This window comes from Thermodesulforhabdaceae bacterium (assembly GCA_037482015.1).
In the GTDB taxonomy this organism is placed as follows: Bacteria; Desulfobacterota; Syntrophobacteria; order Syntrophobacterales; family Thermodesulforhabdaceae; genus JAOACS01.
On sequence record JBBFKT010000001.1, the window covers coordinates 826634 to 841104 of the forward strand.

The following is a 14471-nucleotide window of genomic DNA, read 5'->3' on the forward strand; positions in this document are numbered from 1 at the left end:
AGTATTGTTTCTCCAATCTTATTCCACTTCCTTCTCCCCCTTGACCAATCCCTTTGTTTCCTATAAAAAATCCTCCGAATCGTAACAGAACACGAAGCCAAGAAGGCGTCAAAAGAAGGGGAAGAAGTCTCCTTCCTTTGGCGCCTTTTTATTTTGGTGAAACTAAAATACAAAAAGGAGGATGGCGGATATGAGATGGGTTGGTTTCTTCACGGTCTTTCTTTGTCTTAGTTTGGTAAGCTGTCCGTCGATGGCTTATGAAAATGAACAGATGCTTGAAGAAATCGTTGTTACGGCTACACGAACCGAAAAAACAATTGAGTCTTCCCCAGCTTCCACCGCTGTTGTTACAAAAAAAGAAATTGAAATCCGAGATGTTAGAACCATTGATCAGGTCGTAAATGATATATCGGGCGTAACGGTGCGAAGAGGTAAAGGGCTCATGGACACTTTGTCATCCATTACTTTGCGCGGTATCCCGGGAGCCGAGAGAACTTTGATACTCATGGACGGTATGCCTTTGAATAACCCATATACCGGCGGTGTTAAATTCGGTGGATTTTATCCTGAAGACCTGGAGCGAGTAGAAGTGGTTAAAGGACCCTTTTCCAGCCTATACGGTGGCTATGCAATGGGTGGTGTGGTAAACTTCATTACAAAAATGCCAGAAAAGCGTGAAGTGACACTCAAAACCGGTTATGGCTCCGGTTTCGATCGAGGCAATGCTATGGATGATCTAACAAGACTCTACTTCTCCTATGGCGACAAAATAGGAGACAGCCTCAGTTTTCTCGTAAGTTACGGTCGTCAACACACCGAAGGTTACCCATCCGATTTCAACGTCGTAAGTAAAACTCCACCTTCAGAGATCACCGGCTGGAAAGAAACCAAAGATCGTTACGGTAGAACGGCATACCTTGTCGGCGATAAGGGGGATAATACCTGGTGGGATGATGGGATTACTGTGAAAGCTCAGTATAGCTTTTCGCAAGACACAAAACTTGGTTTCACCTTTATGAGAAATCGTTATGAATACGACTATGAAGAACCTCACACTTACCTGAGGGATGCTTCCGGAAAACCCGTCTATTCCTATTCTGGCTTGTCGGAATACTCTTTTTTGCCTGGTGGAGGCGGACGCACCCAAAATACCTATGGACTTAGTTTTGAAACTACACTTCTCCAAAATCTCGCCACAAAGATTAATCTCGCATACCTTGACACTGAAAAAGACTGGTATGTTCAGACTCAAACTGGAGCTACCTGGTCTAAGGGCGGACCTGGATATATAAGTTCAACACCACAGGAGGCTTTCAACGGGGATATACAATTTAGCCTTCCTGTTGGTCAGATCCTGGGCGATATGCCACCTTTCGTGAGCGGTCAAATACTCACCTTCGGTGGGTCTTTCAGGTGGGGAAGTTCAGACACTAAAGAGAAGAACCTGAGTGACTGGCGAGATGAAGATTCTACGACAAACCTTCGATACAATTCCAAAGGTAAAACCAAGCTTTGGGCGATTTTTGCTCAAGACGAAATACCCATAATGAAGAACCTTACAGCCTACGTAGGACTTAGATATGACTGGTGGGAAAGTTACGATGGCTATGTCTTAGATATCGACACCAAAACATGGCAACCAAAGCCAGGATATCCAAAAGAATATGATTCCCGCTCTGATTCCTACTTAAGCCCCAAATTCGCTCTGGTCTATAAACCCTTCGAATCGACAACTCTTAGAAGCTCCGTAGGTGAAGCCTTCAGAGCTCCAACGCCCTACGAGCTTTACCGCACATGGACTTCGTCATCGGGCATAACCTACGCAGGAAATCCCAATCTTAAGCCGGAAACAACTCTTTCCTGGGATATCGGACTAGAACAAAAGCTCTGGGAAGGTGCTAAAGTTTCCATTACTTATTTTGAAAACTACATGGAAGATTTAATTTCCCGCAAAACAGTGAGCTCAACTTATCAGGAGTATACAAACGTTGGTAAAGCCGAATCTCGCGGCGTGGAGTTTGAAGCAGAACAATGGCTGAATAAGTGGCTTAAGGTTTACGGTAATTTTACCTATACCGATTCTGAAGTTACGAAAAACCCGGCAAAACCGGAGACAGAAGGAAAGCGACTTATCGGCGTCCCGCTCTGGAAGGGAAACATAGGAGCACAGTTCGAAAAGGCTCCCTTTAGAGCGTCCATCGTGGGCAGATACATGGGGAAATGGTATAACGATGACACCAATGCTGACAAGCACAGCGGAGTTTACGGGTCTTACGATCCTTACTGGGTGGTGGATTTGAAAATTTCCTACGACATTACCAGGTGGTCCACAGTTTCTTTCGTTATCGACAACCTGTTTGATGAAGATTACTACGTCTATTACAAAGCTCCCGGAAGATCCTACTTTGCCGAAGTGTCAATAAAATTTTAGTGAGAAGTTAAAGAAGGGGGATGTTCTCCATGAAGCGATTTGTCGTTGCCATACTGCTGAGCCTTTCTTTTGTGGTTTTCTCCTGTTTGATGTGTCCTCTTTGGGGAACATCCTCCTTAACCCTTACTGATAAGCTCGGTAGAACCGTAACGATCGATATTCCCGTTAAGCGAGCTGTGGTAGTGATCACCTACGAACTGGTGCCCGCTCTTGGAATATGGGATCAGATAGTTGGAGTATCTCGCTGGGCAGAAGAGGAATGTGACCTTTACAGAACTTTTGTTAAAACGAAACCAGAACTCAAAAAGCCTCATATAGGACTTGGAACTGATGTGAATGTTGAAGCAGTTCTGGGACTAAAACCCGATCTGGTTATAACCTGGGCTTACAATCCCAAGACAGTTAAATTCCTTGAAGAAAAGGGCTTGAAAGTTATCTCTGTTTATCCCGATAGTCTTTCGGAACTCTATGATGTGATAAGACTTCACGGAAAGCTGTTTGGCAAGCAGGATCGAGCAGAGGAAGTAATCGCCGAAATGGAAAAGATTTTTGATCTGATAAGAAAGCGAGTGGATGTGATTCCGCCAGAAAAAAGGCAGCGAGTGATACACCTCGGTGGCAAGCCTACAACGGTTTCAGGCGCTGTTGGTGTTACGAACGATCTCATAAACATGATTGGTGGCGTTAACTTAGGGAGAGAAATAAAGGACCGTAACGCAGATGTTTCCGTAGAAAAGATTGTTCAGTGGAATCCTGATGTAATCTTCATCTGGGCTAATGCCGGCTACACGCCCCAATGGATTACGGAAAATTCCCAGTGGAAACACATTAAGGCTGTTCGGGATGGGCGAGTTTACAAGCTACCCAAGTGGTCAACCTGGTCGCCTCGATCGGCACCGATAGCTTTATGGATGGCAATGAAGGTTTGCCCGCAAGAGTTTAGCGATATATCCTTCGATCAGATAGCCGACGAATTTTACTTTAAGGTCTTTGGAATTTCCTTCAAAGACGTTCAGTAAAGTAAGGACAACAGGCTGTCGTTTTTGCTCCTTCCTGTTTTTTTCCAAAAAACCTTGTCATTTCCTGCATTCTACCTTACATCTCAAAGCGGCGATTAAGACCTTCAACAAATACTCTACGGGAGGAAGCCATTATGAAGCAAAAAACCCTTTGGTCGTGGCAGTCTTTTTTTCTCTGTGCGTTCTTCAATGGATTACTGGGAGCTGCTATCTTTGTCCCGTTCAGTAAAGGGCTTTCTGTTGTTAACCAGTATCTAACACCGCTCACTTCTCAGGTTAAATCGATGGAATCTCTCCCACCGGAATTAGGTCAGGTGTTAACACAGATCAAGGACCTTGTTGCTATTGCTGACCAATACGGCACTATAATCATCTGGGGCTCTGTAGCGGTTCTGACTCTTGCTCTCTGGCTTTCTCTGCTCCTTACGGGACGACGCCGTATAGAAAAGGCTTCCGAAGAAGCAAAGAAAAGCGTTGCCGCCACACCTGCCGTTACTACCAGAAAGGAAGTTGTTACACCGGAACCACAGAAAAAAAGTAAGGAAGAAACCCTTACTGCCGCCTTTCAAATTCTGTCCATCTTTCAGCGGCAGGGGCGCTTCATAGACTTTCTCAAAGAGGATCTCTCCCTGTATGATGACGCTCAGGTTGGTGCTGCAGTGAGAAATCTCCAGGAAAGCTGGAAGAAAGCTTTTCAGGAGTATTTCACTGTGGAACCCATTTTTAAGGAACCCGAAGGCTCTCAGGTAACTATTTCAGCCGGTTTTGATGCCAGCAAAATCAAGCTTACAGGAGAAGTCATTGGCGAACCACCCTTTGAAGGTGTGGTGGTGCATCGAGGCTGGAAGCTTGTAAAAGTTGATCTTCCTGTCTTTACCGGTTCTAAGCAGGCAGAAGAATGGGTCATTGCTCCAGCGGAAGTAGAAATTCAGAAGAGAGATTCCACCGACGCTTAGAACATAATTTATGGAGGTGTTTTCTACGATGACCGAAGCACGCTACGTGGTTGGAATTGATCTTGGAACCACCCATTGCGTGGTGGGATATGCTCCAATAACTAAAGATCTGAAGCCAGACATACAAATCTTCCACATCCCTCAAATTATAGCTCCTCACGAAATAAAGCCTCTTCCACTTCTTCCGTCATTCCTTTTTATGCCGGGACCCCACGATGTTCCTCCGGGTAGTTTGCGTATGCCATGGGATGATCCCAGCATTGAACCTGAATGCGTTGTGGGAGAATTTGCAAGACAGCGAGGAGCAGAACTGCCTCACCGGCTTGTATCTTCTGCCAAGTCCTGGCTTTGTCATTCCGGCGTTGACCGCACTCAACCCATTCTCCCCTGGGGAAGTCCAAAAGATGTAAGGAAAATCTCGCCCGTGGAAGCTTTATCGCGTCTTCTTATCCACATCCGTAACGCCTGGAATTACGAGATTGCAAAGGGCGACCCAGAACTTTCCCTTGAACATCAGGACATGCTCATAACAGTGCCGGCTTCCTTCGATGCCGTAGCCCGCGAATTGACCGTCCAGGCTGCTCGAATGGCAGGTCTGGAACACTTTACTCTCCTTGAAGAACCTCAAGCCGCCTTTTACGGCTGGATTTACGACCATGAAGAAGTCTGGCGTGATCTCGTAAAGGTAGGGGATCTTATCCTCGTTTGTGATGTGGGGGGAGGCACAACAGATTTCAGCCTTATAGAAGTTTCCGAAGACGACGGGACTCTTTCTCTAAAGCGTATAGCCGTAGGGGAACATCTTCTTCTTGGTGGGGACAACATGGATCTGGCTCTAGCTTATCTTCTTCGCCAGCGGTTGCCTTCTCGTCTCGATGAGTGGCAGTTCCGAATGTTATGGTATCAGTGCCGTATTGCCAAGGAAAAGCTTCTGGCTCGCAAAGAAGTTCAATCCGAACCTGTGGTCATCCTGGGAAGAGGAACTTCTCTTATAGGGGGCACATTGAGAACTGAGCTTAACCTTAAGGATATTAACGAGGTCATCCTTGAAGGATTTTTCCCTTTCTGTTCTCTCGATGACGTTCCCAAGAAAAAGCCCAGGATAGGTGTTCGAGAAATGGGCCTTCCCTATGAAGATGATCCAGCTATTACCGTCCACATGGCATATTTCGTTAGACGCCAGATCAAGGGTGGTGATATCTTCCCAACGGCGATTCTTTTTAACGGCGGAGTTATGAAAGCCGAGCCCTTCAGGCGAAGAATCGTTGAAGTGATTGAATCCTGGGGTAGAGCAGGTGAGGTTAGAGATCTAACGGCTGGAAGGGCTTATTCCGGCAGCTCGGAAGAGATTTCCAGAGCTACAGAACTAGATCTTGCGGTTGCTAAAGGTGCCGCCTATTACGGTTTTGTGCGTCGCGGTAGGGGCGTGAGAATTCGTGCTGGTGCTTCCAGAACCTACTACATCGGTATAGAAAGTTCCATGCCATCGGTTCCGGGCATACCCACCCCGGTTAAGGCTCTGTGCGTTGTGCCTTTTGGAATGGAGGAAGGCACATCGGTTGAACTCAAAGAGCAAGAGTTTGGGCTGGTTGTGGGACAGCCTGCAGTGTTTACTCTTATGGCATCAACGGTGCGGCAAGATGACGAAGCTGGCGCTGTCGTAGAAGACTGGGAGGAAGTCATTCAACCTGTAGCAACAATGGAAACTATGCTTACGCCAGCCGAAGATACTCAATCACAGGATGATACTGAAGGAACAATCGTTCCCGTATGGCTACAAAGCAGTATGACTGAGGTGGGAACTCTTGAACTCCACTGCGTAGATGCGATAAACCCTCAGCGTAAGTGGAAATTAACCTTTAACCTCAAGGAGAGAGAATCAAGCTAACTCATGAGCACATTCAGAAACACTATCCATGACTATCGCTACATAATTGGGATCGACCTGGGAACAACAAATTCAGCCGTAGCTTATGTGGATTTAGCAGAGGATGTAAAATCTCCCGATTCGGCAATTCGTATCTTTGAAATTCCCCAGTATGTGGCTCTGGGAGAGATATCAAACCGCCCTGTATTGCCATCCTTTCTTTATCTGCCGGGGAAATATGATCTTCCCAGAGAGCAGCTTTTTAGACTTCCTTGGGAAAGCGATCAGGATGAAGTCACTGGTATAGTGGGAGAATTTGCTCGCCAGCAGGGATCTACTGTCCCTCACAGGCTTGTATCCTCCGCCAAATCGTGGTTGTGTCATGCCAGAGTGGACCGCAAGGCAAGGATTCTTCCCTGGGGAACAAAGGAAGCCGAAGATCTTCGGAAGGTCTCACCGGTGGAGGCAAGCTCGCGGTATATTGAACACATCCGTAACGCCTGGAACTTTGTTATGGCTCGAAACTCCGCCAGCTCGGCTTTTGAGGAACAGCTTATTGTTCTTACCGTGCCGGCTTCCTTTGATGAAGTTGCCAGAGAACTTACGGTTGAAGCCGCCCGCATGGCTGGTATCCCCAGGCTGGTTCTTATCGAAGAACCTCTTGCAGCCTTCTATGGCTGGCTTTCAAAGTATTCTCACAACTGGCAGGATATTATACGTCCCGGGCAGATTGTGCTTATCTGTGATGTTGGAGGTGGAACTACTGATTTAACCATTGTAGCTCTTAGAGAGTCCGCCACTGGAGAAAGGAACCTGCAGTTCGACCGTCTTGCCGTGGGTGATCATCTTCTTCTCGGTGGAGACAATATGGACATTGCTATCGCTCGCCAGGCTGAAGAAAAACTCACTGGAAAGATTGGTTCCCTTGACACCAGAAGATGGCATCAGCTCTGTTATCAGGCTCGCAAGGTAAAGGAAGAAATACTCAGCGATCCATCCATATCCGAAACAAAATTTACCGTTCTCGGGCACGGTTCCCGCCTTATCGGGGACACGCTCTCCACCACAGTTGAAGCCGACCATTTACGAAAGCTTATTCTTGATGGCTTTTTCCCCTTTGTGCCAATCGATAGAAAACCGATTTCTACTCAGCGAAGCGGCATTGTGGAATGGGGACTTCCCTATGAGCAGGATCCTGCCATCACAAGCCATATTGCCTGGTTCTGGAAGCGCTTTGAAAGCTTTACGGCAAGAGAAACCGGCCGGGAACGTCCTTACCCCGACTTTGTGCTCTTCAATGGAGGAGCTCTGACCCCGGCTCAGATTAGATCAAGAATTCTCGATGTTGTCGAAAGCTGGTTTGGCGAGAAACCCCAAGAACTCGTCGGTCCCAGGCTTGATCTCGCCGTGGCGGTAGGAGCTGCATACTACGGTCTGGTGCGATTGGGAGCAGGAGTAAGAGTTGGAGCCGGTAGTCCTCGATCTTACTACATCGTTGTGGGGAAGAAAGATAAGGATCTGGAAGAAAGAGAAGTCCAGCGAGAATATGATGCATTGTGCATTGTGCCCAGGGGGACGGAGGAAGGCTTTGAGTATAAAATCGAAGGAGAGGGTTTTGAAGTAATATCCAATCAGCCGGTCTCATTCCAGCTCCTTGCTTCTACAACAAGAGTAGAGGACAGACTTGGAGAGATCGTAACACTTTCAGAAGATGATGCTGTGTTGCTTCCCCCGATTTATACTGTTTTGAAATTTGGCAAGGGCGAAGAAAGACGAACGATTCCGGTAGGTCTTGGAGTCCGCCTCACAGAGGTGGGGACTCTGGAGATGTGGTGTCAGTCCATCAAAACACCCCATAAGTGGCAACTTCAGTTTGATGTGAGAGAAACATCAGAGACCGAGCGAGAGGAAGCGGTTCGAGAAGGTCGTGTGGTAGAAGAAACGGTTGACTATGAGCGCATTGAACAGGCGGTGGGGCTCGTGTGCGATGTGTTTGAGCATAAGAAAATGGAGCCGTCGGAGCTTGTTAAAGCTTTGGTTGAAGCCCTGGCAATGCCAAGAGAAAAATGGCCCATTGGGGTTGTCAGAAAAATTGCCGATGTGCTCCTTGATCATGAGCAGGGCCGAACCTTTTCTTTCCATCACGAAGCGAGATGGTTCAATCTGCTTGGCTTTTGCCTTCGCCCCGGGTTTGGTGATGTGCTGGATGAGTGGCGAATGAAACGGGTCTGGAAGCTGTTTCCGCGGGATCTTGTTTTTCCGCGCCAGGTTCAGTGCAGGCTTGAGTGGTGGATATTCTGGAGAAGAGTTTCTGGAGGGCTTACATCGGGTCAGCAGTGGCATATCTATCAGCTGGTTTCGTCTTTAGTGCATAATGAAGGGCAGGGCAGCAAGAAAAAGAAGGTTAAGACTCTTTCGCCTCAGGAAGCCATAGAATTGTGGATGACTCTCGCAAGCTTCGAACATCTTCCCGTTGACGTGAAGGTCAAGCTCGGTAGAATTTTTCTTGAGAAGCTTCTTAAAAGTGGTCGTCCATCTCCAAAGGATCTGTGGGTAATTGGAAGAATTGGAGCAAGAGCTCTTCTCTATGGATCCGCCGATAAGGTTGTTCCTCCGGAAGAAGTTATAGGCTGGTTGGATAAGCTCCTCAAAAAAGGCTTTCCTGTGGATGAAGCTTTTGGATATACTTTGCTTAGTCTCGTGCGGGAGACTGGAGATCGGGCAAGGGATGTGCCCGAAGATGTGCGAGAACGCACTTATAAGGTAGTTCTGAAGGTATTGTCAGAACAAAAGATTAGATCCTTTACCGAAAAGGTGGGATCCTCCTGGGGAAGACAGGCTCAAGAATGGGCTTTTGGAGAAACGTTGCCGCCGGGAATTGTTATCAAGGATGCAGGTGATGAGTGAAAGAGGGAGGCTCGTAAAATGTGCGAAGCAAATGCTTACTTTTTGAGAGGCGATAAGGAAGAACTCATTATGGAAGCCGTTGACACTATTGAGAACGAAAACGGTGTGCTTAAGATGAAAAGCATATTTGGTGATCAGAAGACAATTCGAGGTGTCATACGGCGTATGGCTCTTGTTGATCACAAGATTATTATTGAGGAATTGCCTTCCTAAGCACGGATAGTGGGGGCGAAAGCTTATCGCCCCCTGGAAAGAGAGGATGTTTTAAAGAGTGTATAAGCGACCGGCCGGTTGTCCCTGCCAGTTGCACAACCGCTGAATTTACACTGCTTCGCCCTGATCGTGAGATATTAGCGAATTCTTGCTCGCTCACCCTGCTCCGCACCCCCTCCCCGTTGAGGGGGAGGATTTGGGAGGGGTCCGGTTCCTGTCCATAGGCTTGCAGGACGGCGAGGATGCCGCCCCTCCTAGGATGATGTTAGAATACTAAGAGGATCGCCGTCCTCGGCGATCGATACACAGGGGATCAACTCCCGTCCTCGGCGATCAAAATAGGGGCGAAAAATTTTTAACCTCTACTGACGTCTTTTTGGGACAACCTCAGTTTCTCATTGACTCCGGCCCCATCTTCGCCATATAGCTTCTTAGAGAAAGCGAATTTTTATCACCTGGAAGAAAAGGACGAGATGAAGGACAGCAGAAACAGCGTAATAAGACACTATTCCATGCAGTGGGATATAGAAATTGCGTAAGCTGTTCTGGATGCGCTGAGGGAGTGAATCCTATTGCTGGATCGGGGCTACTGCTCATCACCGCAGACTGTTAGTTCTGTGATCTATTTCGAATCTCTGTGGAACAGGTTCGTGGGCAACGCTTTGCTGAGCTGGACAACAGTCAATGGTTGATCTGCTCAGCCGGCTTTCTCAAATACTTGACCAGGGTGGTCAGTTTGAAAATTTCGAGGTCTGTCGGGATTTCACGGTCGCCGGGTTTCGGATCCTGCGATTAAGGATGTGATCCTCTGGGGTATCACCCGGTATTTTGGCTGGCAACCCGACCCTGATTCCCAAATAGGAGATGGAACGGCTGGAAGGTATGTTCAGCAACCAGGGGGCGTTGTAATGGATATTTTTTGGAGAAAGAGATGCTAAAGGAGTTGATAGAAAACGCAGCATTTCTGTTCGCTCTTTCCGCCGTGTACAGCCTATTTGCTCGGTCGCGTGACCGGCTGGGGATCTGGATTAAGCTGGCCACCGGCATCTCGTTCGGCGTGATCGCCGTCGCTGGCATGGTGTTTCCGGTCCACTATGCGCCGGGCATCATTTACGATGGTCGATCCATCATCATGACCCTGGCGGGGCTGTTCGGGGGCGGCGTTACCACGGCCGTGGCCGCTACCATTGCCATCGCTTGGCGCGTCTTTCTGGGAGGCCCCGGGGTCTGGGCCGGCGTGGCATCTATTGTTGCCTCCGGCCTGGTGGGGTTGATTTTCCGCAGAGCCTGTGACAACCGACCCGAGAAAGTTGGGATTCTTAGGCTTTTCTTGATCGGGGTCGTCTCCCATCTAGCCATGCTGTCCTGTCAGTTGTTGATAATACCCTGGCCGACGGGGGTTTCGGTCATTGGTCGAATCTGGCTACCGGTGATGCTGGTTTTTCCCGTGGCAACGGTTTTGGCTGGACTGCTTATCGGCAGTGCTGAACGAAATGTTCAAAACGAACAGCAACTTCGGCAAAGCCAATCGCTTCTCCAGCGGTCCCAGGCCGTGGGCCGGGTGGGAAGCTGGGAATTCGACCACAACCAGAACCGGCTGACATGGTCGGACGAGGTGTATCGCATATTTGGGGTCGATCCCCAGGTATTCATTCCCTCCCCTGAGAAGTTCTTGGACTGTGTTCACCCCGAGGACCGGGAAAAGGTCGATGCGGCCTGGACCCGTTCACTTGCGGAAAAAGCAGACGGGTATGAGGTGGAATATCGTATTGTCAGGCCCTCTGACAAAGCCGTACGGGTAATTCTGGAAAAGTGCGAACATGAAAAAGATGATACCGGCAGAGTCATCCGTTCAGTCGGTATCGCCCAAGACATCACCGAACGCAAGGAGGCCGAACATCAACTGCAGCGAGCCAAGGAATTTGCCGAAAAATTGATCCGGACCGCCAATGTTATCTTTGTCCAGCTGGACAACCAGGGGAATATTGTGATGATCAACGAAGCGGCTGAGCGAATTACCGGTTACACGCTGGCAGAGGTGCAGGGAAAAAGCTGGTTTGAAATCCTGGTGCCCAAAAAGCGGTATCCCCATGTCTGGGAGGTTTTTGAGCGCATTGCGCAAAACGGCGACGTCCTGAAATCGTTTGAAAACCCCATTATCACCAAGAACGGCGAGGAACGTTATATAGTGTGGCAAAACAGTGCACTAAAAGAAGGGGAAACTTTTTTGGGGATGATCTCCTTCGGTATTGACATCACCGAGCTCAAGCGGGCGGAGTTGGAGCGTGAGCGGCTTATATACGCCATCGAACAGACCAATGAAGTCGTCATGATCACAGACGCCGATGGAATTATCCAATATGTCAATACCGCTTTCGAGAAGGTGACCGGTTTTACTCGCGCCGAGATCATCGGCAAAACACCCGAGATTTTAAGAAGCAGCCAGCATGATGAAGCCTTTTACCGCAATATTTGGGAGACCATCAGAACCGGTAGGACCTGGACCGGACGGATAGTCAGGAAGCGAAAGGACGGCTCCCTTTTTACCGTGGAATCGACCATCTCACCGGTAAAGAATGAAACAGGCCAGATAGTAAATTTTGTGTTCGTTGACAGAGACATAACGGAACAATTGCGCCTCGAGCAAGAAAGGGCTTCATTAGAGGAACAATTGCAGCAGGCCCAGAAGCTGGAATCAGTGGGTCGACTGGCTGGAGGTGTGGCTCATGATTTCAACAACATGCTGAATGTGATTATCGGTTATGGAGAGATGGTTTTACATAAACTCCATAATGAAGATCCCCTGCGGGATTATGTGAATAAAATCATGGAGGCTGCGAACCGTTCGGCGGAGCTCATCCGCCAGCTTCTGGCCTTTAGCCGCAGGCAGCCCCTTCATCCAGAGGTGTTGAATCTCAATGCCATAATTCAGAATCTTGAAAAAATGCTGCGCAGGTTGATCGGTGAGGATATCATCCTGGAACTGGCACTGGCAGATGATCTTGGAATGGTAATGGCGGATCCGGTTCAGATGGAGCAGGTGATTATAAACCTTGCGGTCAATGCCCGAGACGCCATGCCCAAAGGCGGCAAACTGCTCATTGAGACCGCCAACGTGCAACTGGATGAAACCTATGTGCGAAAACATGTGGGTGTTCAACCGGGCAACTACGTGATGCTGGCTGTGACCGACACTGGTTGTGGCATGGATAAGGAAACCCTTTCAAGAATATTCGAGCCGTTTTTTACCACCAAGGAAAAGGGAAAAGGCACCGGATTGGGGCTTTCCACGGTGTATGGCATCGTCAAGCAGTCCGGCGGCCATATCTGGGTCTATTCAGAACCCGGGCGCGGGACGACATTCAAGATCTATCTCCCGCAAACTGAGGCAAAACAAGAACCGAGAACCGTTGTGGTTACAGGCGAAACAGAAACTGCAAGAGGCGGCGGTGAACATATCCTGGTAGTGGAAGACGAAGGCAGCCTGCGAAAACTGATAGAGGTAGGCCTTTCAAGCCTGGGCTACAAGGTAACTGTTGCGGCCAGCGGCGGAGAAGCACTGCTGCTCGTGGAAGAAAAAGGACTAAAGCCCGACTTAGTGATCACAGATGTGGTGATGCCCTATATAAGTGGTAAAGAAATGATAAATCGTCTTCAGAGAAATCAACCCGATCTGAAGGTGCTGTACATGTCCGGCTACACGGACAACGCCATCGTCCACCATGGGATCCTTGATCCGGACATTGTCTTCATACAGAAACCCTTCACTCTCCGTGACCTTGTTAAAAAAGTCCAGGAAATATTGCAAAGTGGACACAAATGAAAGCTCAATAACCAAAAACAGGAATTTTGGCAATCAGGCGAATTACGCCATAGTGTTTAGTCAAATGTGTCTGTAAGGTGTTTTGAAAAATCCAGGCTAGAAAGTTGAGAGAATCATCACTTTGTGAGATTCTCCCATGCCTTGAGGAAGTATAAGGGTTTTGAATTGAGCCATCGAAGCTGGGTTCTCTGAGTAAAGCTTTTCAAGCAGCTGTTCATCGGCTAGAGATAAAAGGTATCGATGTTGAGTTGTGTATTCTTCGACGGAAAAGCCGGCTTCTTTTGCCCATTCTTCTATGGCGGTAAAGTTTACATGAGCCGTGATGTCCTGCTCGCCTATGTTAATGTAGGGACAATCATTAACCTGATGCTTGAAGTAACAAAGAAGAGTTCCTCGGTTTCGTGATGGGTCGTAGTATTCTTCGGACGTGTGGCCATAGTCTATAATTAGAATTTTTCCTGAATCTAGGATTTTCTTCAGGTTTTTAAGCCATGTTCTGGCGCTAAGGTTTGCTTCCGAACGGTAATCATCAAAGTGCTTCACCCATGGGGCAAAAAATTCTAAGTAGTTTATGAGATCTTCCTCTGCGGGGCGAAGGATTTCTAAAAAGTTACCTTCGGGGTTTAGGCTTACGTAGATTTCCATGATTCTACCTTGTTTTACTTCAAAAAGCCGAACTGGGAAGGCATCGATAATCTCGTTGCAGATGCAAACTCCACAAAGAGACGGCATTGCGGAGATGTCGCTCCACCAGAAGATTCGAGGATGTAGAGTAGAAAGTCTTGCTTTTTGGATTGAAGCAAAATGTGGGTTCATTTCTACTAGATGATACGAAAGACTTTGAAAGATGGTGGAATGGGAAGCAAGGGCGGTAAGGACATCATAAGCCAGATAGCCCATGCCGGGACCAATTTCAATTATGTGAAAGTCGTTGGGTTCACCCATTTCCTGCCAGATCTTTATTATATGGCGACTTAGAAGCAGACCAAAAATGTTCCCTGCGTGGGATGCGGTAAAAAAGTCGCCCTTTTGACCAATAACAGGGACATTTCTCATGTAGTATCCCAGGTTAGGCGTATAGAGAGCCATTTCCATGAATCGCTCGAAGGATATAGCACCACCGTTTGACTCAATTTCGTGAATGATCAACTCTCGGAGAAACTTTTTCATGGTAATGACCTGCCTTTTTGTGAGATTAACTAATCGAGGTTGGTTTTTAGCACAGTTTATTGCTTTTGCAAAAGCGAACGAGGCG

Annotated in this window: 8 protein-coding genes; 7 read left to right on the forward strand and 1 reads right to left on the reverse strand. The window is 47.9% G+C overall.

Annotation, left to right across the window (positions count from 1 at the left end; all coding sequences use genetic code 11):
• Positions 1 to 190: 190 nt before the first annotated feature.
• From WHS38_03850 to WHS38_03880, 7 genes are all read left to right on the forward strand, one after another.
• The gene (locus WHS38_03850) at positions 191 to 2431 is read left to right on the forward strand and encodes a TonB-dependent receptor (GenBank protein ID MEJ5300101.1); all 2241 of its coding nucleotides are present in this window, start codon (positions 191 to 193) and stop codon (positions 2429 to 2431) included.
• Between the two features lie 29 nt (positions 2432 to 2460).
• Positions 2461 to 3450, forward strand: a complete 990-nt coding sequence (locus WHS38_03855) for an ABC transporter substrate-binding protein (protein MEJ5300102.1) — start codon at positions 2461 to 2463, stop codon at positions 3448 to 3450.
• 134 nt (positions 3451 to 3584) lie between these two features.
• Positions 3585 to 4406 carry a DUF2760 domain-containing protein gene (locus WHS38_03860; GenBank protein ID MEJ5300103.1) on the forward strand — a complete coding sequence of 274 codons (822 nt, stop codon included), beginning with the start codon at positions 3585 to 3587 and terminating at the stop codon, positions 4404 to 4406.
• Positions 4407 to 4434: 28 nt separating this feature from the next.
• A complete protein-coding gene (locus WHS38_03865) occupies positions 4435 to 6294 on the forward strand; it encodes an Hsp70 family protein (protein ID MEJ5300104.1) in 1860 nt (619 codons plus the stop codon).
• Between the two features lie 3 nt (positions 6295 to 6297).
• Positions 6298 to 9180, forward strand: a complete 2883-nt coding sequence (locus tag WHS38_03870) for an Hsp70 family protein (protein ID MEJ5300105.1) — start codon at positions 6298 to 6300, stop codon at positions 9178 to 9180.
• 18 nt (positions 9181 to 9198) lie between these two features.
• A complete protein-coding gene (locus WHS38_03875) occupies positions 9199 to 9393 on the forward strand; it encodes a CooT family nickel-binding protein (GenBank protein MEJ5300106.1) in 195 nt (64 codons plus the stop codon).
• A 931-nt stretch (positions 9394 to 10324) separates the two neighbouring features.
• Positions 10325 to 13216 (forward strand): PAS domain S-box protein, encoded by a 2892-nt coding sequence (locus tag WHS38_03880; GenBank protein ID MEJ5300107.1) that lies wholly within the window; start codon positions 10325 to 10327, stop codon positions 13214 to 13216.
• Positions 13217 to 13312: 96 nt separating this feature from the next.
• Here the strand turns inward: WHS38_03880 and WHS38_03885 are convergent, their stop codons facing one another.
• Positions 13313 to 14386 (reverse strand): SAM-dependent methyltransferase, encoded by a 1074-nt coding sequence (locus WHS38_03885; protein ID MEJ5300108.1) that lies wholly within the window; start codon positions 14384 to 14386, stop codon positions 13313 to 13315.
• Between the last annotated feature and the right edge of the window lie 85 nt (positions 14387 to 14471).